This is a genomic window from Alsobacter sp. (assembly GCF_059501845.1).
On the sequence record NZ_JCACDK010000001.1, the window covers coordinates 358,936 to 383,216 of the forward strand.

General features: G+C 67.8%; 21 protein-coding genes and 1 pseudogene. 13 read left to right on the forward strand and 9 right to left on the reverse strand.

Annotation, left to right across the window (positions count from 1 at the left end; translation table 11 throughout):
• Positions 1-7: 7 nt before the first annotated feature.
• Positions 8-766, reverse strand: coding sequence for an SDR family NAD(P)-dependent oxidoreductase (locus tag AC5JCN_RS01660; RefSeq protein ID WP_495753263.1), 759 nt, complete (start codon positions 764-766; stop codon positions 8-10).
• A 358-nt stretch (positions 767-1,124) separates the two neighbouring features.
• On the opposite strand from AC5JCN_RS01660, the gene AC5JCN_RS01665 reads away from it, so the two are divergent.
• The 10 genes from AC5JCN_RS01665 to AC5JCN_RS01710 are packed head-to-tail and all read left to right on the forward strand — an operon-like array spanning position 1,125 to position 12,771.
• A complete protein-coding gene (locus tag AC5JCN_RS01665; protein WP_495753264.1) occupies positions 1,125-3,218 on the forward strand; it encodes a HAMP domain-containing methyl-accepting chemotaxis protein in 2,094 nt (697 codons plus the stop codon).
• A gap of 33 nt (positions 3,219-3,251) precedes the next feature.
• The gene (locus AC5JCN_RS01670) at positions 3,252-3,566 is read left to right on the forward strand and encodes an STAS domain-containing protein (RefSeq protein WP_495753265.1); all 315 of its coding nucleotides are present in this window, start codon (positions 3,252-3,254) and stop codon (positions 3,564-3,566) included.
• Positions 3,563-3,925 carry a response regulator gene (locus AC5JCN_RS01675; protein WP_495753266.1) on the forward strand — a complete coding sequence of 121 codons (363 nt, stop codon included), beginning with the start codon at positions 3,563-3,565 and terminating at the stop codon, positions 3,923-3,925. Before AC5JCN_RS01670 ends, AC5JCN_RS01675 begins: the two co-directional genes overlap by 4 nt.
• The gene (locus AC5JCN_RS01680) at positions 3,922-5,961 is read left to right on the forward strand and encodes a chemotaxis protein CheA (RefSeq protein ID WP_495753727.1); all 2,040 of its coding nucleotides are present in this window, start codon (positions 3,922-3,924) and stop codon (positions 5,959-5,961) included. Before AC5JCN_RS01675 ends, AC5JCN_RS01680 begins: the two co-directional genes overlap by 4 nt.
• Positions 5,958-6,413: a chemotaxis protein CheW gene (locus AC5JCN_RS01685; protein ID WP_495753267.1), complete on the forward strand. Its 456-nt coding sequence runs from the start codon at positions 5,958-5,960 to the stop codon at positions 6,411-6,413. The genes AC5JCN_RS01680 and AC5JCN_RS01685 overlap by 4 nt, the downstream gene beginning before the upstream one ends.
• A 23-nt stretch (positions 6,414-6,436) precedes the next feature.
• Positions 6,437-8,659, forward strand: coding sequence for a HAMP domain-containing methyl-accepting chemotaxis protein (locus AC5JCN_RS01690; protein ID WP_495753268.1), 2,223 nt, complete (start codon positions 6,437-6,439; stop codon positions 8,657-8,659).
• 20 nt (positions 8,660-8,679) lie between these two features.
• Positions 8,680-9,159, forward strand: a complete 480-nt coding sequence (locus AC5JCN_RS01695) for a chemotaxis protein CheW (protein ID WP_495753269.1) — start codon at positions 8,680-8,682, stop codon at positions 9,157-9,159.
• A gap of 2 nt (positions 9,160-9,161) precedes the next feature.
• Positions 9,162-10,022: a CheR family methyltransferase gene (locus AC5JCN_RS01700; protein WP_495753270.1), complete on the forward strand. Its 861-nt coding sequence runs from the start codon at positions 9,162-9,164 to the stop codon at positions 10,020-10,022.
• Positions 10,019-11,125 carry a protein-glutamate methylesterase/protein-glutamine glutaminase gene (locus AC5JCN_RS01705; RefSeq protein WP_495753271.1) on the forward strand — a complete coding sequence of 369 codons (1,107 nt, stop codon included), beginning with the start codon at positions 10,019-10,021 and terminating at the stop codon, positions 11,123-11,125. Before AC5JCN_RS01700 ends, AC5JCN_RS01705 begins: the two co-directional genes overlap by 4 nt.
• Positions 11,122-12,771, forward strand: coding sequence for a methyl-accepting chemotaxis protein (locus AC5JCN_RS01710; RefSeq protein WP_495753272.1), 1,650 nt, complete (start codon positions 11,122-11,124; stop codon positions 12,769-12,771). Before AC5JCN_RS01705 ends, AC5JCN_RS01710 begins: the two co-directional genes overlap by 4 nt.
• Positions 12,772-12,787: 16 nt before the next feature.
• On the opposite strand, the gene AC5JCN_RS01715 is transcribed toward AC5JCN_RS01710, so the two are convergent.
• The 4 genes from AC5JCN_RS01715 to AC5JCN_RS01730 form a co-directional block, all read right to left on the reverse strand.
• A complete protein-coding gene (locus tag AC5JCN_RS01715) occupies positions 12,788-15,028 on the reverse strand; it encodes an ATP-binding protein (RefSeq protein WP_495753273.1) in 2,241 nt (746 codons plus the stop codon).
• Position 15,029: 1 nt separating this feature from the next.
• Positions 15,030-15,536, reverse strand: coding sequence for a putative pterin-binding protein (locus tag AC5JCN_RS01720; protein ID WP_495753274.1), 507 nt, complete (start codon positions 15,534-15,536; stop codon positions 15,030-15,032).
• 5 nt (positions 15,537-15,541) lie between these two features.
• Entirely contained in the window at positions 15,542-16,657 is a 1,116-nt protein-coding gene (locus AC5JCN_RS01725; RefSeq protein WP_495753275.1) for an HD domain-containing phosphohydrolase, read from the reverse strand.
• 189 nt (positions 16,658-16,846) lie between these two features.
• Complete coding sequence (locus AC5JCN_RS01730; protein ID WP_495753276.1) at positions 16,847-17,095, reverse strand: hypothetical protein; 249 nt, start codon at positions 17,093-17,095, stop codon at positions 16,847-16,849.
• 250 nt (positions 17,096-17,345) lie between these two features.
• Between AC5JCN_RS01730 and AC5JCN_RS01735 the strand changes: the two genes are divergently transcribed.
• From AC5JCN_RS01735 to ftsH, 3 genes are all read left to right on the forward strand, one after another.
• Complete coding sequence (locus AC5JCN_RS01735; RefSeq protein ID WP_495753277.1) at positions 17,346-17,807, forward strand: DUF4112 domain-containing protein; 462 nt, start codon at positions 17,346-17,348, stop codon at positions 17,805-17,807.
• The gene (locus AC5JCN_RS01740) at positions 17,804-18,094 is read left to right on the forward strand and encodes a hypothetical protein (RefSeq protein WP_495753278.1); all 291 of its coding nucleotides are present in this window, start codon (positions 17,804-17,806) and stop codon (positions 18,092-18,094) included. Before AC5JCN_RS01735 ends, AC5JCN_RS01740 begins: the two co-directional genes overlap by 4 nt.
• 447 nt (positions 18,095-18,541) lie before the next feature.
• Complete coding sequence (gene ftsH / locus AC5JCN_RS01745; RefSeq protein ID WP_495753279.1) at positions 18,542-20,482, forward strand: ATP-dependent zinc metalloprotease FtsH; 1,941 nt, start codon at positions 18,542-18,544, stop codon at positions 20,480-20,482.
• Positions 20,483-20,623: 141 nt separating this feature from the next.
• On the opposite strand, the gene AC5JCN_RS01750 is transcribed toward ftsH, so the two are convergent.
• The 4 genes and pseudogenes from AC5JCN_RS01750 to AC5JCN_RS01765 all read right to left on the reverse strand — a co-directional run bounded on the left by AC5JCN_RS01750 (position 20,624) and on the right by AC5JCN_RS01765 (position 24,187).
• Positions 20,624-21,040, reverse strand: a complete 417-nt coding sequence (locus AC5JCN_RS01750) for a hypothetical protein (protein ID WP_495753280.1) — start codon at positions 21,038-21,040, stop codon at positions 20,624-20,626.
• A gap of 150 nt (positions 21,041-21,190) precedes the next feature.
• Positions 21,191-22,198, reverse strand: a complete 1,008-nt coding sequence (locus AC5JCN_RS01755) for a cytochrome d ubiquinol oxidase subunit II (protein WP_495753728.1) — start codon at positions 22,196-22,198, stop codon at positions 21,191-21,193.
• 6 nt (positions 22,199-22,204) lie between these two features.
• Positions 22,205-23,567: pseudogene (locus AC5JCN_RS01760) on the reverse strand (cytochrome ubiquinol oxidase subunit I); the annotation flags it as partial.
• Positions 23,567-24,187, reverse strand: coding sequence for a GbsR/MarR family transcriptional regulator (locus tag AC5JCN_RS01765; RefSeq protein ID WP_495753281.1), 621 nt, complete (start codon positions 24,185-24,187; stop codon positions 23,567-23,569). The gene AC5JCN_RS01765 and the pseudogene AC5JCN_RS01760, both read right to left, overlap by 1 nt.
• Positions 24,188-24,281: the final 94 nt, after the last annotated feature.

Here is a 24,281-nt window from a genome sequence, read left to right on the forward strand (position 1 = left end):
GGTGCGCTCAGATCGAGCCTGCTTCCACCATGTAGTTGTTGGCCGTGCACATGGCCGCGTCGTCCGAGGCGAGGAACAGCGCCATGCGGGCGAGGTAATGGGGCTCGATCAGGTCCGGCAGGCACTGGCGCTTGCGGTGCCGCTCCAGCGCCTCCGGAGTGGCCCAGAGCTCTTTCTGGCGCTCGGTCATGACCCAGCCGGGAACGACGGTGTTGACGCGGATGCGGTGGGGACCGAGGTCGCGGGCAAACGCGCGCGTCATCCCGTGCACGGCAGCCTTCGCCGTCGTGTAGACGGGCATGCCGCCCGATGCCTCCCACCACGAGTTCGAGCCGAAGTTCACGATCGAGCCCTTGCCGGCGGCGATCATGCCCGGTGCCACCGCCTGGATCGCGAAGAACATGTGCTTGATGTTGGCCGCGATGCGCTCGTCGTAATAATCTGACGTCACATCCTGCCAGGGATGGCGGTCGTCGCGCGCGGCGTTGTTGACCAGCACGGTTGCCGGCCCGATCTGGCCGGCGAGGGCGGCGAAGGCGCGCTGAAGGTCGGGGATGTCGCGGAGATCGCACGATTCGAAGCGCACGGTGCTTCCGTTTGATCCCAATTCCTTGGCGAGAGCGGCGCCGCGCTCCCTGTCGATGTCGACGAAGCCGACCTTCGATCCCTGCTCCACAAAGGCCTTCACGATCTCCGCGCCGATCCCCGACGCCCCTCCCGTGATGAAGACGACGGCGCCGTCGAGACTTGCGTAGCGCGTGTACATGGCTGTCCTCCCTGAACTTTTGCAGGACAGACCACCCTGGGCGGGGCGCGGTCAAGGGCTCAGCAGGCGTCATGGGGTGCGCTGGCAGACGGCGAGACGTTGTCCGGCATCTGACCGTACAATCGGCAATTTAATCACTCATTTTGACTGATATACTCAACTCGATCCTTCCGACGTTCTCACGATCCTCGATGACACGAAAGCATTCTCTGCGTTTTTCTGGCCCGTTTACGTTGTGTTTACTGTTCCCGGCATGCGCGTCTAAACACGTTGTTCACGGCTAGGTCGTAGCTTGGTGCCTGAAACACGCGGGGGCATGGGGAGAGGCCCTCTCGTTCAAAGCGAGGCGGATTGGCCCATGCGGTTGACCATCAAAGCGAAACTCGGATTGGCTTTCGGCACTATCGTGGCCCTGTCGGCCGCGACGGGTGCCCTCGCATTCGTGTCGCTTACAGACCTCAACACGTCGATCGGCAACCTGGCCGGGCGTGCCCACAGGATCGAGGCTGCGGAGGAACTGAAGGCGGGGATCCTCGCCAACATGCGCTCCGAACGCGATCTCATCGCGTCCCGGATCGAGGCAGACACCGAGAAACTGGCTGCCGAAATCGACCAGCGCCGCAGCGAACTCGACAGGCACGCCCGAGAGATCGAGGCCGCAGCGAGCCCGCAGGCCAAGCCGCTGATGCAGCGCGTCATCACCACCATGGACGCCTTCGCGATCGAGCAGAAACAGGTGGTGGACCTCGCCCGCCAGCACTCGGTGTCCCGTGCCTCGGAGGCGCTCGAGGGACCGGCTGCGGAAGCGCAAAAGAAGCTTGGCGCCGCGCTGGACGGGATGGGCGAGCGTGCGGCCGGTTCGCGCACCGCCGAGACGGAGCTCTCGCACTTCCGCACCGCGACGATGTCGCTTTGGCTCGATGCAGACCAGCTGACGCGGGCCGACAGCGTCGAGGATCTTGCCACCCGCGTGGCCACGGTCGCGGCGGCCACGGATGCGCTAGAGGCCAACGGCAAGGCTGCAGTCGAGCGCCTGACTGCCGACGGCGTGGACGCTGCCGAGTTCCGGGGAGCTCTCTCGGCGTTCGTCACCGAGGTCCGCCATGTCGTCGAGACCGCCCGCGGCGGGGGTACCCTGAACGCCGATGCCTTGTCGCGGGGTGCCGGTGCGAAGGCCATGGGAGAGGTGGTCAAGGCCGTCGACGACTATCGCGCTCTCACCGGACGGCTGATGGCAGAGGCACAGACCGAAGCCGACGCCGAGGCCAAGCAGTCCGAAACAGTCGTCGTCGTGGCCGTCGCGATCTCGGCTCTCGCGGCGCTCGCCTTTGGCCTCTGGCTGATCACCCTGATCGGCCGCGGGCTGCGCCGGGCCGGAGAAGTCGCGACGCGTGTCGCGGAAGGCGACCTGACCCACCCCGTGGACGTGAAGGGCTCCGACGAGATCGCCGTGCTGCTGGGTTCGCTCGAGGACATGCGGGTCAAGCTTGGCGCCGTCGTCGGCGACACGCACAGCGTGGTGCACAACGTCTCGTCGGGGAGCCAGGAGCTCTCTGCGAGCGCCGAACAGCTGTCCCAGGGCGCGACCGAGCAGGCTGCCGCGACCGAGCAGGCCTCCGCCTCGATGGAGGAGATGGCGGCCAATGTGAAGCAGAACGCTGAGAACGCCTCGCAGACCGAGAAGATCGCCCGGCGCTCCGCCCAGGATGCCGAGCATTCCAACCAGGCCGTCGAGCGCGCCGTGGATGCGATGCAGACCATCGTCGCCAAGATCACCATCGTGCAGGAAATCGCCCGGCAGACCGACCTGCTGGCGCTCAATGCCGCGGTGGAGGCGGCCAGGGCCGGCGAGCACGGACGCGGCTTCGCGGTGGTCGCATCGGAAGTCCGCAAGCTCGCCGAGCGCAGCCAGGCTGCGGCGGCCGAGATCTCCTCGCTCTCCGGCGACACGGTGAAGGCGGCCCGCGAGGCGGGCGAGATGCTCTCCAAGCTCGTGCCGGACATCCGCCGCACGGCGGAACTGGTCGAGGAGATCAGCGCGGCGTGCCGCGAGCAGGACATCGGGGCTGCCCAGATCAACCAGGCGCTGCAGCAACTCGACCAGGTGACGCAGCAGAACGCGGCGGCGTCCGAGCAAGTCTCGGCCACGTCCGAGGAGCTCGCCGCCCAGGCGGAGCAGCTGCAGACCACCATCGCCTACTTCCAGACGGCGGCCGACGACCGGACCCTGGCCACCGCGGCGGAAGAGGCAGCCCTCGATGCACGCGCACTGCAGGGCCGCGTCAAGGCAAGCTTCCCCGCGGGGCGCAAGAGGCCTGCCAAGGCTGCAACCGAGAAGAAGCGGGAGCCGCAGACGGCAAGGCCCGCTCGCGGCAAGCAGGTCGCGAATGGCGGCTTTGTACTGGATCTCGATGACGACGATGCCGAGGACACCTCGTTCAAGCGCTTCTGACCCCTGCGTCGCGACCAACCCGGATATTCAGCCATGCCGATCCTGTCCTTCGAAGGGCTGATGACGGTAGCCACCGCAGAGGAGGTGCGTGATCGCCTCCTCGCGGCCCTCGACGAGCCGGGCGGCTGCGTGGTCGACGTCTCGGCCGCGAGCCAGGTGGACCTGACCTTCCTTCAAACCCTCATGGCTGCCGCCGCAACGGCGTCCATGCGGGGCGTATCCCTGGTGATGACCGGAGCACCAGCCGGCCCGCTCGCCGTGGCGCTGGCGAGGGCCGGGCTGACGCCCTCCCCGGAGCGCGCCGCCGACTTCGATCAAATTTTCTGGCGCGAGGCCAAACTGTCATGAAGAGCGTTCTCACCGTCGACGATTCCCCGTCCATCCGGCAGATGATCCGGCTGACGCTGGGACCCGCCGGCTACACCGTGCTGGAGGCCGGCAACGGCGCCGAGGGCCTGAACAAGGCCAAGTCATCGCAGGTCGACATGGTCGTCACTGACCTCAACATGCCGGTGATGGACGGCCTCGGGCTGATCCGTGAGCTGCGCAGCCTGCCCGCCTACCGTGGCGTGCCTATCGTGTTCCTGACGACGGAATCCGACGCCGGGCTGAAACAGCAGGCCAAGGCCGCTGGAGCCACCGGCTGGATCACGAAGCCCTTCCGCCAGGACCAGCTCCTGATGGTCGTGCAGAAGTTCCTCGCCTGATGAGCGAGAACCCCGCCGATATCTTCCGCCAGGAAGCCGCGGACCTGCTCGAGACACTCGAGCAGACGCTGCTGGATCTCGAGGCCTCGCCGGCCGACCGCGACCTCGTCGATGCCGCGTTCCGGGCCATGCACACGATCAAGGGCTCCGGAGCCATGTTCGGCTTCGACGAGGTCGCGGCCTTCGTCCACGACTTCGAGACCGCCTTCGACCGCGTGCGCAAGGGCCAGGGGCCGGTGCCGTCTGGCCTCGTGCAGGTGGCGCTCTCGGCGCTCGACTACATCCGCATGCTCGTGGAACGTCCCCAGGACACCGACGCCGTGATCGGCGAAGCGCTCCTCGCCGACCTTCAGGCGCAAATCGGTGCCGTGCTGCCGGACTCGGGCGCCGGAGACGCTGGACCTGCCGCGACCGCCACCGACAGCCTGCAGACCTGGCGCATCCGCATGCGCTTCGAGCCTGGCATCCTCGTCAACGGCACCAACCCGCTCGCATTGCTCGACGAGCTCCGCGGGCTTGGCGAGTGCGAGGTACGGCCGGTCCTCGACGCGCTGCCCGGCCTCGAGAGCATGGATCCGACGGCGTGCTGGGTCGCGTGGGACGTCGTCCTGGTCACGACCGCCGCCCGCGACGCGATCGAGGATGTCTTCATGTTCGTGCACGACGAGATGGAACTCGTCGTGGAGCCGACGGAAGTCGAGGACCCGGCCCCGGTGTCGGGCGAAGGCGGCGAGCGGGCAGTCACTGAAGCGCACGTCGACATCCCGGATGATACTCCCGTCGCGCCATCTCCGCGGGCCGCGCAGAAGCCTCGCGAGGCGGCCGCCACGGCGGGCGATCGCGCGGCGGCGACCATCCGCGTCGACGCGGACAGGCTGGACGCCCTCATGGACCGGGTCGGCGAGCTCGTCATCGCCCAGGCCCGCCTGTCCCAGATTGCCGCCAGCCGGGGCGACCTGGCGCTGGCCGGGGTTGCCGAGGAGATCGAGCGTCTCGCTGCAGGACTTCGCGATACGACGATGGAAATCCGGATGGTGCCCATCGGCACCCTGTTCGGCCGTTTCCGGCGCCTCGTGTTCGACCTGTCGCGCGACCTTGGCAAGCCGCTGGAACTCGTCACCTCCGGCGAGGAAACGGAACTCGACAAGACCATGATCGAGCGGCTCGCCGATCCGCTCGTGCATCTGATCCGCAACGCAGTCGACCACGGACTGGAGACGCCCGACGTGAGGCGCGCCGCCGGCAAGCCCGAAAACGGGACGCTGCGCCTCACCGCCCGGCACGTCGGGGCCGAGGTGCTCGTCACCATCGCCGACGACGGGCGGGGCCTTGATCCAGAGCGCATCCGCGCGAAGGCCGAGGAGCAGGGCTTGATCTCGCCGGAGACGAAGCTCACCGACGCCGAGCTCTTCCAGTATCTCTTCCATCCCGGCTTCTCCACGGCGCGGGAAGTCTCGGCCCTGTCCGGCCGCGGCGTCGGGATGGACGTCGTCAAGAAGGTGATCGAGAGCATGCGCGGCGGCATCGAGCTGTCGACGCAGAAAGGGCAGGGGACGCAGGTCACCCTGCGGCTGCCGCTGACGCTCGCCATCATCGAGGGGCTGCTCGTGCGGGTCGAGAACGCCCGCTACATCATCCCGCTTGCCTGCGTCGAGGAATGCGTCGAACTGCCCGCGCTCGAGGACGGGCGGGGCTACGGCCGCAACTTCCTGTCCATTCGCGGCGACCTCGTGCCGTATCTCAAGCTGCGCACGCGCTTCGGGGCGGCCGGCGAGCCGGATCCGCACGAGAAAGTGGTGGTGGTCGCAAGCTCCGACACCCGCGTCGGGCTCGTCGTCGACCAGATCATCGGCCAGCACCAGACGGTCATCAAGTCGCTGTCGCCCTTGCACGCGAAAGTGCCGGGCTTCGCCGGCGCGACCATTCTCGGGGACGGCACTGCCGCTCTCATTCTCGACGTGGCCCAGCTTGTCGAGGGCGGCCAGGCGGAGGGCCCGACCGGGCGCCCGTCCGACAGCGTGAAGGAGGCGGCATGAGCGCGCCCGTGACCGAGCTTCCCAACCACTTCGAGGCGCTCATGCTGGGCATCGGCGACGAGGTCTTCGCCGTCGATGCCGCGATGGTGCGCGAGATCCTCGACCCCGTCCCCGCAACGCGCGTCCCTGGCGCCAGCGAGCATGTGCCCGCCATCGTCAATGTTCGCGGCCGCATCATCCCGCTTGCCGATCTTCGACTGCGCTTCGGCATGCCGCCGGCAGAGGCGACGATCGATACGCGGATCGTCGTGGTCGAAGTCGCCCTCGGCGGCGACCCCATTCTGGTCGGCGTCATCGCGGACAAGGTTCACGAGGTCACCGACCTCGCCACCGCGACCGCCCAGCCCGTGCCGCGAATCGGCACGCGCTGGCGCCCTGACTACGTCCGCTGCATCGCCCGGTGGCGAGACGACTTCGTCGTCGTCCCCGATCTTGCCCGCATTCTCCACTGACCCCCGTCTGAAGGCTATCTCCCATGCGCTTTTCCGTCCGCGCCAAGCTCGGTCTCGCCTTCGCAGCCGTGCTTGGTCTCTCCGCCGTTTCCGGCGGTATCAGCTTCATGAAGCTGAACACGCTCAATGAGAGCCTCGACTACACCATAAAGAGCGTCGCCAAGCGCATCCAGCTCGCCGGAGAGCTACGCGCGGCGCTCCTCGAAGATCAGCGCATGCAGGGGATCGTGCTGGAGGCCGAGACGGCTGCCGAGGCCGAAAAGGGCAAGGCGAAGCTTTCGGAATACCGCCAGGAGGTCTCCAAGCTTCGCGGCGAACTGCTCGCCCTGGCGACGACCGAAGAAGGCAAGAAGGCGCTCGAGGCATTCGGGAAGACCTACGAGAAGCACATTGGGGTGCAGGACAGGGTTGTCGCCCTTGACGGCCTCAACTCCGTCGAGAAGACGACGGCGCTCCTGCGCGGAGAGGTCGACGCCGCGTCGGATGGCGTGGCCAGCGCGGCCCGCGGTGCCGTCGAGAGCGCACCGGGTTCCGAAACCGCCCGTATGGCCGCCGATCTGCGCAGCGAGGTCGAGCGCGCCTTGAACGCGCTTTGGCCGATGGCGGCGGCGGCCTCGTCCGCCGATGCCATCCAGCTCGGCAAGGATGCGGCCAGCCAGCTCGACGTTCTCCGCAAGCAGCGGGAGGCCGCGGCTGCAGCCAAACCGCAGGAGGGAGGCGCAGCGCTCGCGCCGGTTCTGGCCTCGACGGATGCCTTCCTGGCGGCTGCAGGCAAGGCCATCGAGGCAGCCGGCGAGGCTGGTCCGCTCAAAGCCCGCGAACTGTCCACCGCCGAAGGTGACCCGATCCTGAACGAGGCTACCGGCCAGATTGGCAAGTACCTCGAAACGCTGGATTTGGTGTTCGAGCAGACCGAGGCCGAGGCTGCTTCGCAGTTCCGCTCGGCCCAGCTGGTGCTTGGCGCCATGTTCCTGATGTCGATGCTGGTCGGCGTCGGCGCCGCAGTGTTTCTGTCGATGAACATCATGCGGGCGGTCCGCGACTCGGTCGATCTCGCCAATGCCGTGGCGATGGGGGACCTCAGCCAGCGTGTCACGCCGCGGTCCGACGACGAGTTCGCCGATATGATCGGGGCGCTCAACAAAATGAGCGCCGGGCTGAGCGAGACTGCCGAACTGGCCGCGAACATCGCGGCCGGCGACCTGTCCGTGCGGCCGCAGCGCAGGTCCGACAAGGATGTGCTCGGCATCGCCCTCGAGGACATGGTTGAGAAGCTGCGTGCCGTCGTCGGCGATGCGTCGGCTGCCACGGCCAACGTGTCCTCGGGCAGCCAGCAGCTCTCTGCGAGCGCCGAACAGCTGTCTCAGGGCGCGACCGAGCAGGCTGCCGCGACCGAGCAGGCCTCCGCCTCGATGGAGGAGATGGCGGCCAACGTGAAGCAGAACGCCGAGAACGCCTCCCAGACCGAGAAGATGGCCCGGCGCTCCGCCCAGGATGCCGAGCACTCCAACCAGGCCGTCGAACGCGCCGTGGATGCCATGCAGACCATCGTCGCCAAGATCACCATCGTGCAGGAGATCGCCCGGCAGACCGACCTGCTGGCGCTCAATGCCGCGGTGGAGGCGGCAAGGGCCGGCGAGCACGGACGCGGCTTCGCGGTGGTCGCCTCGGAGGTGCGCAAGCTCGCCGAGCGCAGCCAGGCTGCGGCGGCCGAGATCTCCTCGCTCTCCGGCGACACGGTGAAGGCGGCGCGCGAGGCGGGCGAGATGCTCTCCAAGCTCGTCCCCGACATCCGCCGCACGGCGGAACTGGTCGAGGAGATCAGCGCGGCCTGCCGCGAGCAGGACATCGGGGCTGCCCAGATCAATCAGGCGCTGCAGCAGCTCGATCAGGTGACGCAGCAGAACGCGGCGGCGTCCGAGCAGGTCTCGGCCACGTCCGAGGAGCTGGCGACCCAGGCCGAGCAGCTGCAGACCACCATCGCTTTCTTCAACGTGAACAGTGGCGAAGACGGGCGCGACGCTACGCCGGTCCAGGCCGACGCCCGTGCGCTGCAGGGCCGTGTCAAGGCGAGCTTCCCGGGGGCGCGCAAGGGGCAGTCCGGCAAGTCTGCCGCTTCGTCCGATAACGGGAAGGCCGAGCTCCGCGCCGCCCGCGCGCCGAAAGGCAGGCAGGTCGCGAATGGCGGCTTCGTGCTCGACCTCGACGAGGACGACCGCGAAGACACGGCATTCCGCCGTTCATGACCGCGTGGGAGCAGGCCCGGATGACCCAGCCAGTCCAGTTCGTCACGCTCGGCATCGACCGCGACGTCTTCGCCGTGCCCGTTGCGAACGTCCAGGAAATCCTGGATCTCGTCCCGGTCGCCCGCCTGCCGCAGGCACCGCCCTGTGTCGCCGGCATCATCGACGTGCGGGGCAAGGCCTATCCGGTGGTGGATTTGCGCATCAAGCTCGGCCTTCCCAGCGCCGAGCCCACGCCCGCCACCCGCATCGTCGTACTGCGGCCGTCGGAGGCCGCCGACATTCCCTCGCTCGGCGTGATCGCGGACCGGGTCTTCGAGGTCACCGCTCTCGACGGTGCGCTGGAGCCTGCCCCCAGCACGGGCGGACGCTGGCGCGGCGAGGCGATCGCCGGCATCGGGCGGCGCAACGACGCCTTCGTCGTCGTGCTTGATCTCGCCCAGTTGCTCGCCTCCGAGCGCCCTCTCGCAGCCGGGACCGATCTCGGCTCCGAGGCTGCGTGATCATGACCGGATTGAGCGCAAGGAACTTCGAACGGATTGCCCGCTATATTGAGCAACGGGCCGGCATCCGCCTGCCCAAGGGAAAGTCCGTGATGGTTGAGGGACGGGTCGCCAAGCGGGTGCGCGCACTCGGGCTCGACTCTGCCAACGAGTATGCCGACCGCTTCTTCAGTGGTGCGCTGTCGCCGGACGAAGACGTCCACCTGATCGACTCCGTCACGACCAACAAGACCGACTTTTTCCGCGAGCCCGATCACTTCGCGTTTTTCCGGGACACCGCGATTCCGCAGCTGCTCGCCGTGCGCGGCGGCCGTGGCCCCCACATGATGAAGTTCTGGAGCGCCGCAAGCTCCATCGGCGCCGAGGCCTACACGATGGCCATGGTGGCGGCGGATCTCGCGGCCGAGCGGCGTGACTTCCAGTTCGCCGTCCTCGGCACCGACATCTCGAGCGAGGTGCTGCGGCAGGCTCGCCGGGGGGTCTACCCGGCTGACCTCGTCGAGCCCGTCCCGCCTGCCATGCGCAAGCGCTACCTTCTGATGGCCCGCGACCCGAAACGGCCGGAGGTCCGGATCGTGCCTGAGCTTCGCCGGCTGGTGCGCTTCGAGCGACTGAACCTCATCGAGCCGGTCCAGCACATCGACCGGGACGTCGACGTCATCTTCTGCCGCAACGTGCTGATCTATTTCGACAAACCGACCCAGGCCCGCGTCGTTTCGATGCTCGCCGGGCACCTGCGCCCTGGCGGCTTCCTCGTGCTCGGCCATTCCGAGGCCATGTCAGGCGAACCAATGACGGAGCTGCGCCAGGTGAGGCCCACGGTCTTCCAGAACAACGCCACGAAAATCAGGAAGGTGGCATGAACAAGCCTCCCATTCGCGTTCTCATCGTCGATGACTCCGCCTCCGTCCGCCAGGCGCTCTCGTCCATCATCGAGGAGGATCCCGCGACGGAGCTGGTCGGGACGGCGGGCGATCCGTACGCCGCCGCCCGGCGCATTTCCGAGGTCGTGCCCGACGTCGTCATCCTCGACGTCGAGATGCCGCGCATGGACGGCATCACCTTCCTTCGCAAGCTCATGGCGCAGCGGCCGATCCCGGTGATCATCTGCTCGACGCTGACCGAAGAGGGATCCGCGACGCTGCTGGAAGCCCTCGAGGCAGGGGCCGTCGAGGTCATTCCGAAGCCGAAGCTCGGCACCCGCGCATTTCTCCTGGAATCGCGGAAGCGCGTCATCGAGGCGGTCAAGGCCGCCGCGAGCGCCCGGCCGGGTGTCCGCCCGGGCCGGCCGGCCGCGCAAAAGATCGAGGCCAAGCTCACTGCCGACGCCATGATGCCCCCGCCCTCGCGCCACGCCATGACGGTGACGACCGAAAAGGTCGTCTGCATGGGCGCATCCACCGGCGGCACTGAATCGCTTCGCGCCGTTCTGGAGGTGTTGCCCGTGACTGCGCCTGGCATCGTCGTGGTGCAGCACATGCCGGAGGCCTTCACGGCCGCTTTCGCCCGCCGCCTCGACGGGCTGTGCCAGGTCGACGTGCGAGAGGCGAAGGACGGGGACGCGGTGCTGCCCGGCCAGGTGCTGATCGCGCCCGGCAATCGCCATACGCTCCTCCAGCGAAGCGGCGCAAGGTACTACGTTGCCGTCAAGGACGGCCCTGCTGTCTCCCGCCACCGGCCGAGCGTCGACGTGCTGTTCCGCTCGGCGGCACAGTTTGCCGGTGCCAACGCCGTCGGCATCCTGATGACCGGCATGGGCGACGACGGCGCCGCGGGTCTCCTCGAGATGCGCCGCGCAGGCGCCTACACCGTGGCGCAAAACGAGGCGACCTGCGTCGTTTTCGGCATGCCCAAGGAAGCGATCGAGCGCAATGCCGCCATGGCGATCGTGGCGCTCGACGACATCCCGAGGGAGATCATGCGCGCCGTCGACGACGAACGGCCGGCGCTGAGGGCAGCGCGATGAACTCGAGACCGCCACTCTCACGCCTGATGCAGGCCCGCGACACCATCACTGCCGCGAATTCCGGGATCGAGGCCGTCTTCGTCGCGCTTGGGCGGCATCTCGAAGGGGCGATGGTCGTCCTGGGCGAACTCGGCACCTCGGTCGCGGCTCTTCCGTCCGAGATCGACGCTCCGGCCATCCGCTCGGCCGAGGACGACCTCGTCGCCGTCGCTGGTGCCATGGGCGCTGTCCAGCGCGGCCTGCCCGGCGAGACGGACGCGCTCGCGTCGCTGGCCGGTTCCAACCAGTCGGTGTCCCGGCATGTCCAGTCGCTGGTCGAGAGCATCCGGACCATCGTGATCCTGGCGCGGACTGCCCGCATCCAGTCGGCCGCCCTGAGCGCCGGCAATGCCGGCTTCGCGGCGTTCGCCGACGACATCGTCAGGCTCGCCGTGGCTGCGCAGTCCGTCGTCGGACGGTTCCAGTCGGACCACGGCAAGCTGTCCGCCACGATCAGCACCGCCGTCACGGCCCACCGGCAGTTCGTCGGAGGGGAGGGGCAGCGCCTGACCGTGCTTGCCGAGGATCTCCGCGCTGCCGCGGCCGAACTGGCCGCACGGCGCGAGGATGCCCTGCATCTCTCCGACAGCGTTGCGAACTGTTCGGCCAGCATGTCGTCATCGGTGGGGTCGGCCATCATGTCGCTCCAGGTCGGCGACAGCACCCGCCAGCGGCTGGAACATGTCTGCGAGGGCATAGACCGCATGCTGTCTGCCAATGGGTCCGCTCACGCGGCGCCCGACTTCGCCGCCGCTCTGGCAACGCTGGCCGAGATCGAGGCCGCGCAGCTCGACCGGGCGCTCGACACCATGTCGGTCGACGCGGGCAGCGTCCGCGGCGCGCTCGAGGATCTCGCGCTCGAAGCGCAGACCCTCGTCGAGGCAGCCAGATCCCTCGCCGCCGGTGCTGGTACGTCCCACTCCTTCATGGAAGGGCTGGCCGACCGCCTGTCCAAGGCGGCTGCACTGACGGCGGCCTGCGATGCCGCCCGTGCTCCGGTGGAGAACGCCGTGCGTTCGGTGGACGACACCCTCGGGCGGCTCCAGGACCAGACGCGCGAGCTCCAGGAGATCGTCGCCGGCATCACGCTCGTCGGCATCAACGCAGCCGTCCGTTCGGCCCGCTTCGGCTCCGATGGCCAGGCCCTGGCCGTCATCGCCCAGGATCTCAGACTCTACGCCGACCGCATCGTGACCGAGGCCAAGGATCTCATGGAGGGCTTCGACGTCGTGACGCGTGAGGCGGAGCGGCTGGGGCGCAATGGCGCCGGCGCCGCCACCACGCGCGGTCTCGACGGCAGGCTCGGGGACGTGCTCGATGCGGTCCGGGCCGGCAGCCAGTCATTGTCCGGCCGGCTGTCCTCGATCGAGCGTCAGGCCAACACGGGATGCGCCGCGCTCACGCGGACCGCGGCCGAACTCGACGGCATCGACGAGGTGGAGCGGTCTGGCCGGATGGCCATTGGAACGCTCGGCGATTTCATCGTGGAACTGGGCCCGGTGGCCCAGACCCCGGCGTCCGACGACATCGTCTCCGGGATTTCCGGTGCAGCCAAGCACACCATGGCTGCCGAGCGCGAGATCGCGAAGAGGCGGCGGGCGTCCTGAAACACGCGCCGGCGGCTCAGGCCGCCGTGCGGGTGTCCCGCGGAGCTGCAAGCCGGTTCGGCTTGCACTCCTCATGGGCTGCGCGCGTCTCGATCAGCGCGGCCCGGATCGCCGCCACGTCGACAGCAGCTCCGTCCTTGAAGGCTGTCCCGGCTGCCGCCACGGCAGGGACCACCCCGACCAGCCCGACCGTCTCGGCGACACCCTTGATCGTGTGAAGGTGACGGCGGATCGCTTCCGCGTCGCCTGCCGCGACGGCCTCCTCGACGGCATCGCACAGCCGCTCCGCATCGGTCCAGAAGCTGGCGACCAGCGCCTCCAGCGTGTCCTCGCCGAGCCCGGCGCGGAGGGACTCCTGCTGGACGGCATTGACCAGGTTTGACGCCGGCGCGTCCTGAATTACCGAGACGCCTTCGTCGCTCTCGCCGATTGCCTCCGAGTGCGCGGGAAGCCACGCGGCCAGCATGCCCTCCAGCTTCGCCCGCGTGACGGGCTTGGCCAGGAAGTCGCTCATTCCGGCCGCAAGGCAGTCGTCGCGGTCGGATACGAAGGCATTTGCAGTCAGGCCCACGATCGGCAAAGCCGCCAGTCCCGCGGCGCGGATCTGACGGGTCGCCTCCAGCCCGTCCATCTGCGGCATCTGCACGTCCATGAGGACGAGATCGTAATTTTGGCCCATGGTACATTCGACGGCTTCGACGCCATCCGAAGCCATGTCGACCTCTACGCCGAGCCCTGCGAGCAGGTCGCCGGCGACGCGCTGGTTGATGCGGTTGTCCTCGACCAGGAGCACGCGCCCCTTGAATGTGCGGCGCGACGAGGCGTTTCGCGTCTCGTCGACAGCGGCGATCGGTTCGGCCGGCCCGAGGGGAAGCATGCACCAGAACGTGCTGCCTTCACCCTCGACGCTGCGCACGCCGATGTCTCCGCCCATCGCACGGGCGAGGCGCTTCGAGATGACGAGGCCGAGCCCCGAGCCACCGAAGCGGCGGTTGATGCTGGCATCGAGCTGGCTGAACTCGCGAAAAAGGCGCGACTTCGCCTCCTCGGGAATGCCGATGCCGGTGTCCTCGACCTCGAACCGGATCCAGCCGGGCTGCCCGGCCTCCTCGGCCACATGCAACGCCACGGCGCCGAAGCGGGTGAACTTCACGGCGTTCGAGAGGAAGTTGAGGAGGATCTGCCGGAGCCTGGCCTCGTCTCCTGACACGGCGAGCGCAGGACATTCGCTGGTCAGCACAAGGCCCTTCTCGCGCGCCAGCGGCCGCACGACCTGCATGGCCCCCTCGACCGCCGCCGGCAGGGCGAAGCGCCTGCTCTCGATATCGATCGACCCGGATTCCAGCTTCGAAAAATCGAGTACGTCCGAGATGATGCCGAGCAGGGAGTGCGAGCATTCGTGGATGGTTGCCAGCCTCGCCTGCTGCCGGGGCGACAGGTCGGCGGTGCCGAGCAGCTCCACGGACCCCAGGATGCCGTTGAGCGGCGTGCGGATCTCGTGGCTCATGGCCGCGAGGAACGCCGACTTTGCCTTGTTCCCGGCCTCGGCCAGGGCTGCGGCACGGGCAAAATCAGCATTGAGGCTGCGCAGACGGACCTGTGAAGACCGGATCTGTCGCAGTTGAAGGCCGAGGAGGACAACGACGGCGCCGAGCGTCAGTGTGAGCGCACCGACGGCCCAGCCGAGGACCTCGTAAAACTCCTCCATCGCCTTGCGGTCGTTCACCCTGATGGAGGCGATCTCCGCATTGCTGGTCTGGAGGAGCCGTTCCGTCCTGGATCGGAGCTCACCGATCTTCGAGCCTATCGCGGCCAGCTCGCTGTCGGACATCCCGGGGTCGGACCTGACGCGGTCGATGTCGGCCTCGAGGCCCAGGATGCGGGCCTTGACGTCGCCGACGAGCGCCTTGAGCTCGGGCTTGCTGTTGAACTTGATGGCGTAGTTGCCTCCAGAGAGGAGGCCCGTGCGACTGTACAGGATGTCGTAGCGGGAGACGACGTTGCCGGAGTCTTTCGGAGCCGCCTGATGGCGGAGGGCCATCAGCGCTCCATCGAGCTTCGCAACCTCGCGGTCGAGTTGGTAGGCCGCCCAGATAGCATCCTCGCGGACACTGTCGGCGATGGCCCGGCCGCGCTCGTTGATAGCGATGAAGGTCGTCACCACCGTCGCAAGCAGCACGAGGCTCGCTGCCACGAGGACGCCGAGGGCCAGCCTCCTGAAGAAGGCCGCCCTGTCGTTGATCACCGCATCCGGCACGTCACTGGATCTCGATGGCCTTCACCTGCCAGACGGAGCGGGCGAAATACTGTTCGTTGAACAGGTTGGAATCAGCGTCGAACGGGTAGATGACGAAGATCGGGCCCTTTTCACGCACCGACATCGGCTTGCCGTCGAGCTTGGTGGCGAGAATGACCGGCCATTTGCGGAAATCCTCGACCGGGATCTCGGCCGCGTAGTCGTTCAGCGCGATCACGCGGAGCTTGGCGCCCTTAGCACCGACGGCGTCCAGAAGGGCGGCGCCCAGCGGACCCTCGAAGGCGACCTTCTTCGAGTACCAGGGGGTCTCCACCTCCGACTTACGGCCGGCGAGCTTGTCCAGCATCGCCATGTCGAAGAGAGCGGCGCCCTCGGTGTTCACGTTGCCGATCTTCCCGGTCACCGTGAGAACGACCTCACCCTCGGGTTTGGCGAGTTCTCCGGCGCGCGCGGGCGCGGCGATAGCGATGAAGGCGAGAGCAAGGGCGGCAAGGGCAGTCTTGAGCATGGTCTTCACTCCTTTGATTCTGGATCGGGATCGTGCGGCGCTGCGCCGTTCGTGGCGTGGCCGTTCATGCGGGCGCGGGATCCGGGCGAGGCGGCTTGCGGCGGCTGGATGCAGGCGACGATCTCGTCCCAGCAGCGCTTGAAGGCTTCGACACAGTCCGGGTCGAACTGGCTGCCGCTATGCGCGATGATGTAGTCGCGCGCCTCCGAAACCGGCCATGCCGGGCGATAGACCCTGTCCGCGCACAGCGCCTCGAACACGTCCGCCACGGCTGCGATGCGGCCCTCGACCGGGATTTCGGCCCCCTTGAGGCCGTTCGGATAACCGCGGCCGTCCCAATGCTCGTGGTGGGTCGCCGCGATGGCTGCGGCCACGTGCATCAGGGTTGATGACCCGCCGGACAGGATCGCTTCGCCGACCAGCACGTGCTCGCACATTTGTTTGCGTTCGTCGGGAGTCAGCGGGCCCGGCTTGGACAGGACCGCGTCCGGCACGCCGATCTTGCCGACGTCATGAAGGGTGGCGGCGAGGTGGATGACGCCGCAGGTCTCGTGGTCGAACCCCAGTTCGCGGGCGAGGATGCGGCAGATGTCGGCCATGCGGGCGACGTGGTCGCCGGTCTCGTTGTCGCGGCACTCGATCGCGCGGGCGAGGCGGACGATGATCTCGCGCTCCTGCAACTTGAGCTGGCGGGTGGCCTTGTCGACTTCGCGGGTCAGCCATTCCGCGCGGTTGCCGAGGTCGACCTGGGCCTGCCTGAGGGCGAGGAGGTTCTGGAGCCGGGCGCGCAGCTCTGCCGGGTCGATCGGCTTCGTCACGAAGTCCGTCGCTCCCGCCTCCAGGGCCTCGATGCAGGTCTTCTTCGCGTCGGCCGAGGTGACCATCACGATCGGGATGTCCCGATACGCGGGGAGCTTGCGGATCGTGCCGATGAAGCGGATGCCGTCCAGGCCGGGCATCATGTAGTCGGCCACGACCATGTCGAACACCTGCTGCGAGCAGGCCCGAAGTCCCTCCATCGGATCGAGCAGCGTCACGACCTCGTGGTCGCCGAGACGGCTCACGATGCCGCCGATCACGGAGAGCATGATCTGGTTGTCGTCGACGATGAGAAGCTTCATGGGTGCTGGCCGGTCCTTCGTCACCGGCATGCGCCCGATCGGCCACGAAATGCTTAATGCGGGCGATTCCAGGCCCGCTACGGCCAAGGCAAAGCATGGGACGCCTAATGCGTGGCTTCCCGTTTCAGTTGCATTTTCTAGATCCGCACTTTTTCGGCAAGGCAGGCCCTGCGGAACAGCCTCCTGTCCTCAATGATTGAGCGCCAGGCGCACCCCGGCCAGGACGGTTGCGGCGGCAGTCGCCAGCGCGGCGCGGGAGTTCAGGATCTGGGTCCGGTTGAGCGCCGTCACCATGCGGTTGATGTCGGCTGCATCGAGTTCCTCGGTGCGGCTGATCCGGCGGACCCGCTGGCAGCTCGCCAGCCACCACATCCAGGACGATGCCAGCGCGGCGACGACGATCGCCGCATCCAGGGCCTTGAGGACGTACGGGAACACGGGAGCCTCCGGGCCGGTGGGACAGGACGCTGCCCGGCGTTGAGGTGGGGCAAGCCGAGCCCGTGGTCAAGCCCGCGCCCGCCGGCAGGAGGGCCGGGCAAATCGGTCGCACCCGCCTTGATCCGGCACCGGGCATCACCACCTGATCAGTATCGGGGTCCGGGCCCCTCTGGCAGGATCATGCTCCTGCGATGTCGGACTCTTCCACCTGACGGACGCACGGGCGTCCTGCACTTGGGAGATGTCGTTGATGACTTCTTCTCACACCAGTATCGATCCGCGCGACATCGCGGCCACCCGCCGCCGGCTGGAAACGCTGGCGTGGTTCCTCGACAATGCCGTGCGCGTGCCGGGCACCTCCATCAGGTTCGGCGCGGATGCCGCGCTGAACGTCGTGCCGGGCCTCGGCACGCTGACGGCGAAGCTGCTGGCGGCCTACATCATCTTCGAAGCCCGGCGGCTCGGCGTGCCCGTGCCAACGATGCTGCGGATGTTCAAGCATCTCGGCATCGACTTCCTGATCGGGATCGTGCCGTTCATCGGCTGGGTGGGCGACGTGTTCTACCGCTCCAACCAGCGCAATTTGGCGATCCTGCGCGAGCACCTCGACGGGCTGCATGCCCGTCACGGCGGGGTCATGCCGATGCGGCCGGGAGAGGAAAGGGGCGGGGCGATCCTCGACCTCGCCCCCGCGGCGGGAGGCGCACGATGAAGCGTCTTTTCACCGGCGCGGCCGTGGTTCTCGGCGTGCTCTGGTCGCTCTTCGCCTGGGGCGCGTATGCCCTCGTCGAATGGGCTGGCGGCTTCGCCTCTGCCAATGCGGATGTCGTGACGGGTCACCCTGAGACGGTGGTCCTGCTGTCGCAGGCCGCGGGACTCCTCACGAGCCTTGGTCTCGCGGGCGTCGTCGTGGTGTGGCTGATCGGCCTTGCCGTGCTTCTTCTCATTCCGGTTGCCGCCCGGTTGCTCGGCGGCAGCCGTCCCCTGCCGCGCTCCTGAGGGTCACCATGCTCAAGACGTTGCTCAAGCTGGCCTCCGCCTATTCCGGGCACAGGACCGGCTTTGGCCAGGGCTCCTACGGCAAGCCCTGGAAGAAAGGCTGGAGGAAGAAAGCCAGGTACGACCGGGGTTATGAAGCCGGCTGGGGTCCCCCGGGATCACCGCCCGGCTATCCCGGGTACCCGGCGCCGTACGGATACAGGCCGAAGGGCCTGAAAGGCTTTCTGCTGCAGGCGCTCCTCTCGCGTTTTCTGCGCCCCCGCTAAGCCGGAGGCCGCCTGCGCCCGGGCCCGCGGCGCTTAGCGCGCCGTGGGGCCTTGAAAAGCGTCACGTAATGGCCCACGTGTCAAAGTGCCTGAGTCCGGGCCCCTCTGGCGAGATGCGCTGACGCGTCCTCGCGATGTCGGACTCCAAACGCCGACACACTACACAGAAAGCTCGGACCGAATGGTTCCCCCGCCGCACACCCGCCGCTACCTCATCATCATCGCCGCTCTTCTGCTCGTGTCCGCCGTCTTCGGCGAACTCGTTCCGCTGAACGGGGCGCCACGGTCGCAGGCCGTTCCCTATTCGGAATTCATCGGCGCGGTCGAACGCGGCGAGATCCGGTCCGTGAAGATGCAGGGCCAGGATATCGAGGCCGTGCGCAGCGACGGCAGCAAGGCCACGACCTACGCGCCTGAGAGCGCCGACACCTTCACGCTTCTCAATAAGAACAAGGTCGAGGTGACGGTCGTCCCGCCTCCACGCCCCTCATTCCTCGCGAGCCTTCTCTGGGCACTGCTTCCGATGGTCCTGATCATCGGCGTGTGGATCTGGATGAGCAGGAACGCGATGAAGAACATGACCGGCTCCGGCGGGCCGTTCTCGTTCGGCAAGTCGCGGGCCAAGCTCGTGGCGCCTGAGAGCGCGGTGGTGACCTTCGCCGACGTGGCCGGCATCGAAGAAGCCAAGGACGACCTGCAAGAGATCGTCGACTTCCTCCGCGACCCGCAGAAGTTCCAGCGCCTCGGCGGCCGCATTCCGCGCGGCGTGCTGCTCGTCGGCCCGCCCGGCACCGGCAAGACGCTCACCGCCAAGGCGGTGGCTGGCGAAGCGGGTGTGCCGTTCTTCCAGATCTCGGGCTCGGACTTCGTCGAGATGTTCGTGGGCGTCGGCGCCAGCCGCGTGCGCGACATGTTCGAGCAGGCGAAGAAGAACTCGCCCTGCATTATCTTCATCGACGAGATCGACGCCGTCGGCCGTCACCGCGGAGCGGGCCTCGGCGGCGGCAATGACGAGCGAGAGCAGACGCTGAACCAGCTTCTCGTCGAGATGGACGGCTTCGAGGCGAACCAGGGCGTCATCATCATCGCCGCCACGAACCGTCCGGACGTGCTCGACCCCGCGCTGCTGCGCCCCGGCCGCTTCGACCGCCAGATCGTGGTGCCCAACCCCGACGTGAACGGGCGCGAGGCGATCCTGAAGGTGCACACCCGCAAGGTGCCGCTCGGCCCGGACGTCGATTTGCGCACTGTCGCCCGCGGAACGCCTGGTTTCTCCGGCGCGGATCTCGCCAACATCGTCAACGAGGCCGCGCTGCTTGCCGCCCGGCGCGGCAAGCGCATCGTGATGATGAGCGAGTTCGAGGACGCAAAGGACAAGGTGATGATGGGCGCCGAGCGGCGCACCATGGCCATGTCGGAGGACGAGAAGAAGCTTACCGCCTATCACGAGGCCGGCCATGCCATCGTCGCGCTGGTCGTGCCTGCCACCGACCCGGTGCACAAGGTGACGATCATCCCGCGCGGCCGTGCCCTCGGCATGGTCCTGCAGCTTCCCGAGCGCGACCAGCTGTCGATGAGCTTCCAGCAGATGACCTCGCGCATGGCAGTGCTCATGGGCGGACGCATCGCGGAGGAGCTCGTCTTCGGCAAGGAGCGCATCACGTCCGGCGCCCAGTCCGACATCGACCAGGCGACGAGGCTCGCCCGGGCGATGGTGACGCGATGGGGCTTTTCCAAGGAGCTCGGGACGGTGGCCTACGGCTCCAACCAGGACGAGGTGTTCCTGGGCATGTCCGTGTCGCGCCAGCAGAACGTCTCGGAGGCCACGGCCAGCAAGATCGACACCGAGGTCCGCCGTATCATCGTGGAGGGTGTGGAGGTCGCACGCCGCATCCTCACGGAGAAGCGGGACGATCTCGAGGCACTGGCCCAGGGGCTGCTGGAATACGAGACGATGTCGGGCGAAGAGGTGAAGGCGCTTCTCGCCGGTCGGCCGCCGGTGCGGACGCCGGAGGAGCCTGGCTCCACCAGGCCGCCGCGCAGCGCCGTGCCCGGAGCAGGCGCGCCGGACACCCAGCCGCGCAACCGTCCCTCCTCGCCGCAGCTCGGCGGCGCCACCTGAGGGCAGGCTACGGATCTGAAGAGGGCGGGTCCGAAAAGCCCGCCCTTTTCGTTTGTGCGAGGAGCAGGCGGCGGAGCGATCCAGGCCAGCGCCAACCAGGCGAAAGCATCCTGGATGACCGCGCTCTGCTCCTCGTCATGCTCACTGAACGGGGCAGCGCTTGAAGGTCTGAGAGAAGTCCTTGAAGCCGGACAGCGTCCGCGTGACCGTGCCATTCTTGTTGAGCCTGAGAGTAATCTCCTGGGTCGAGGCGAGGACGCTGTCCTTGCAGGACATCAGCATCGTGATCGTCGAACCTTTCCTGCGCGAACGGTCCACCGTGCAGCCGCGCGCCTGACCCTTGATCCGGTTGCCCTCGACGATGAAGCCGCCGACGTTGAAGCCGTCGTCGTTGCGGAGCACCAGCTTGCCGTTGCTGCTGTTGAAAACGTCCGCGCAGGTGAGCATCGAGTCGATCCAGCCGCCCTGCAGGTCCGGCAGGTCCTCCGCCCGGGCGGGCACTGCGGCAACGAGCGCGGCGATGCCGGCGGCTGACAAGAACGTGGTGACGGTGCGCATGGGTCAAGCTCCCCCTCGGGCGGGCGCCGCCCCCTTCGGGAACGGCCGGCCCCGCCGGCCAAGCCGCAGCCATGAAGGTGCTGCCGGTAGCTCGACGTCAAGTCCTCAGCTCCAGGTTGCACTCACGGGTGTGTCCGCCGGCACGACACCTCAGTCGTAGCTCAGCGCCACAGCCTTCCCGCGGAACACGGAATACGCAAAGACCGAATAGGCGATCACCACAGGCAGCACGACGCAGGCGCCGACGAAGATGATCATCAGGCTTTCCGGCGAGCTGGCAGCTTGCCAGAGGGTCAGCCGGCCAGGCACGACATAGGGGAAGAACGAGTAGGCGAGCCCCGCGAAGCCGAGCGCGAACAGCACCACGGCACCTGCGAAGGGCACGATGTCGAGCGAGTGGTCGCTGCGCGGCATGCGCCGGAGGAAGATCCACAGCGCTGCGAAGACCGCTGCCGTGATCAGCGGCAACGGCGCGAGCAGCACGATCTCCGGCACCGAGAACCAGCGCTCGAAGATGCGGGAGGAGACGAGAGGGGTCGCGACGGAAACGGCTCCCATGCCGACCGCCGTCAGGGCCAGCGTCCTGCGTGCCCAGCGGACGGCGCGGGCCTGCAGCCCGTCTTCCGTCTTGTAGATGAGCCAGGTGGCGCCGACGAAGGCATAGGCCGCCGCCACGCAGACGGCCGAGAGCACGGCGAAGGCATAGGCCGCCAGGCCGGCTTCGAATCCCAGCACATAGCGGCCGAGCATGTAGCCCTGCGTCAGTGCCGTGAGGGCGGAGCCAGCGACGAAGGCCCGGTCCCAGTGACGCTGCAGCGGCAGCTGGGCCTTGACGCGGAACTCGAACGCCACCCCGCGCAAAATCAGGCCCGCCAGCATCAGCGAGACCGGCACGTAGAGTTCGCCCAGCACGATGCCGTGCGCGACGGGGAAGGCCACGAGCAGCAGGCCGATGCCGAGCACCAGCCACGTCTCGTTGGCGTCCCAGAAGGGGCCGATCGCGGCGACCATGCGGTCGCTGTCGGTCCGGTCGGCGCGGGCCATGAGGATGCCCACGCCGAGGTCGTAGCCGTCGAGGATGACGTAGGCGAGGATGGAGAAGCCCATCATCGCGGCAAAGGCGAGGGGAAGCCAGTTCCCGGATGCCAGTTCTGTCACGGGCGCCTCCTCAGATGCCGGCTGCGATCGCGGCGGCGGCCGGCGCGGGGACCGATGCGGGCGTGCCCGACTTCGGAGCCCCGCCGCGTCCGGCAAGGTGGAAGATGACGCTGACATAGGCCGCGAGCAGGACCGCATAGAGCGCCAGGTACATCGCGAGGCTCATGCCGATCAACGGCGCCGCGACGCTGGAGGCAGCCTGCGCCGTCGTCAGCACGCCCGACACCAGCCAGGGCTGGCGGCCGATCTCGGTCACGTACCAGCCCGCCAGGGTGGCCACCCAGCCCGACAGCGTCATGCCGACGAGGGCGCGGGCCAGCCACGGCGTGAGGTCGCGCCGCCGCCACAGCGTCCATGCCGCCCACCAGGAGACGGCGAGCATCAGCATGCCCACGCCCACCATGGCCCGGAAGGCGAAGAAGACCGGCGCCACCGGCGGGTGCTTGCCCTGGTAGTCGTCGAGGCCGGGCACCACACCGTCCGGGCTGTGCCGCAGGATCAGGCTGGCGCCGTTGGGAATGCCGATCTCGAACAGGTTCTCGCGCGCCTTCTCGTCAGGCCAGGCGAAGAGCAGCAGCGGCACGTGGGACTGCGTCTTCCAATTGGCCTCCATGGCCGCAACCTTCTGGGGCTGGTGCTCCAGTGTGTTCAGGCCGTGCATGTCGCCGGCCACGATCTGGGCCGGGATCAGGATGGCGGCGAGGAAGGCGCCGGTCCGCAGTGCGGCCATGACCGCAGGTGACCTGTCCCTCCGCAGCCACCGATAGGCCGAGAGCCCGGCGATCAGGAACGCGGCCGTCAGCCCCGAGGCGAGCAGCATGTGCACGAGGCGGTAGGGCAGCGACGGGTTGAGGACGATCGCCCACCAGTCCGTGGCGTGCGCGACGCCGTCGCGCATCTCGAAGCCGGCGGGCGTGTGCATCCATGAGTTCAGGACCAGGATCCAAAAGGCCGACATCGTCGTGCCGAAGGCCACGAGAACCGTCGCGGCGGTGTGCACCGCGTTCGACACGCGCCGCCAGCCGAACAGCATGATCCCGAGGAAGGTCGCCTCCAGGAAGAACGCCGTGAGCACTTCGTAGGCCAGCAGCGGCCCCGCTATGTTGCCGACCGTGTTCATGAAACCGGGCCAGTTCGTGCCGAACTGGAAGCTCATCGTGATGCCGGAGACGACGCCCATGGCGAAGGAGAGGGCGAACACCTTCACCCAGAACCGGTAGGCGTCCATCCACTTCTCGTCGCGCGTCGCATTGTAGCGCAGCTTGAAGAAGAGAAGGATCCAGCCCAGCGCGATCGTGATCGTCGGGAAGAGGATGTGGAACGAGATGTTCGCGCCGAACTGGATCCGGGCGAGAATGACGGGATCCATCACTGGTCTCCTGTCTCGGGGGAAGGCTGCGGCGCACTCTGCGCCTCAGCCGTGACGGTCTTGCTGCCCTTTCGGCCAGGAAGCACGAAAAGGCGGTCCTTCATGTCGAGGACCTTCACCACCTTCGAGCCCAGCGTCAGGAGCTGGACGAGGCGCTCTGTCTCGAGCCGCTGCACGTCCGCGTACCAGGACGTCAGCAGCTCGATCAGCTCGTGCATGGAGCGCATGCGCTCCTGGGCGTAACGCTCGGTCTCGTCATGCGGCGTCTGCATCAGCAGCTCTCGCAGGACGGAAAGGGTCGGGTCCACCTCCCGCTTCTTGCGTTCTTCCACGAGGATCCGGACGATCGACCACACGTCGTCGGGGGTGGAGAAATAGTCGCGGCGGTCGTTCGGGACGTGCCTGAGCCGGACGAGATTCCAGGCCTGCAACTCCTTCAGGCCCATGGACACGTTGGAGCGGGAGATGCCGAGCCGGTCGACGATGTCGTCGGCGCAGAGCGGCCGGTCCGCCACGAACAGCACCGCGTAGATCTGGCCGACCGTGCGGTTGATGCCCCAGCGGCTGCCCATCTCACCGAAGTGCAGCACGAACGACGCGACGAGCGGGGGGAGATTCATCGCCGGCTTCCGTAATTTCAGACATTCCTGAAATAGGTGAATCAGGGGCGCCGTTCAACCGGCGCTTCGTCGCAGGCCAAGCTTGCTTCCGCGC

Bases quoted from the DNA above. Each gene is read 5' to 3' on its own strand.
- AC5JCN_RS01765 (WP_495753281.1), bottom strand. From the start codon at position 24,187: ATGAATCTCCCCCCGCTCGTCGCGTCGTTCGTGCTGCACTTCGGTGAG.
- AC5JCN_RS01700 (WP_495753270.1), top strand. From the start codon at position 9,162: ATGACCGGATTGAGCGCAAGGAACTTCGAACGGATTGCCCGCTATATT.
- AC5JCN_RS01670 (WP_495753265.1), top strand. From the start codon at position 3,252: ATGCCGATCCTGTCCTTCGAAGGGCTGATGACGGTAGCCACCGCAGAG.
- AC5JCN_RS01695 (WP_495753269.1), top strand. From the start codon at position 8,680: ATGACCCAGCCAGTCCAGTTCGTCACGCTCGGCATCGACCGCGACGTC.
- AC5JCN_RS01660 (WP_495753263.1), bottom strand. From the start codon at position 766: ATGTACACGCGCTACGCAAGTCTCGACGGCGCCGTCGTCTTCATCACG.
- AC5JCN_RS01710 (WP_495753272.1), top strand. From the start codon at position 11,122: ATGAACTCGAGACCGCCACTCTCACGCCTGATGCAGGCCCGCGACACC.
- AC5JCN_RS01750 (WP_495753280.1), bottom strand. From the start codon at position 21,040: ATGCGCACCGTCACCACGTTCTTGTCAGCCGCCGGCATCGCCGCGCTC.
- AC5JCN_RS01720 (WP_495753274.1), bottom strand. From the start codon at position 15,536: ATGCTCAAGACTGCCCTTGCCGCCCTTGCTCTCGCCTTCATCGCTATC.
- AC5JCN_RS01725 (WP_495753275.1), bottom strand. From the start codon at position 16,657: ATGAAGCTTCTCATCGTCGACGACAACCAGATCATGCTCTCCGTGATC.
- AC5JCN_RS01665 (WP_495753264.1), top strand. From the start codon at position 1,125: ATGCGGTTGACCATCAAAGCGAAACTCGGATTGGCTTTCGGCACTATC.
- AC5JCN_RS01740 (WP_495753278.1), top strand. From the start codon at position 17,804: ATGAAGCGTCTTTTCACCGGCGCGGCCGTGGTTCTCGGCGTGCTCTGG.
- AC5JCN_RS01675 (WP_495753266.1), top strand. From the start codon at position 3,563: ATGAAGAGCGTTCTCACCGTCGACGATTCCCCGTCCATCCGGCAGATG.
- ftsH (WP_495753279.1), top strand. From the start codon at position 18,542: ATGGTTCCCCCGCCGCACACCCGCCGCTACCTCATCATCATCGCCGCT.
- AC5JCN_RS01735 (WP_495753277.1), top strand. From the start codon at position 17,346: ATGACTTCTTCTCACACCAGTATCGATCCGCGCGACATCGCGGCCACC.
- AC5JCN_RS01705 (WP_495753271.1), top strand. From the start codon at position 10,019: ATGAACAAGCCTCCCATTCGCGTTCTCATCGTCGATGACTCCGCCTCC.
- AC5JCN_RS01690 (WP_495753268.1), top strand. From the start codon at position 6,437: ATGCGCTTTTCCGTCCGCGCCAAGCTCGGTCTCGCCTTCGCAGCCGTG.
- AC5JCN_RS01685 (WP_495753267.1), top strand. From the start codon at position 5,958: ATGAGCGCGCCCGTGACCGAGCTTCCCAACCACTTCGAGGCGCTCATG.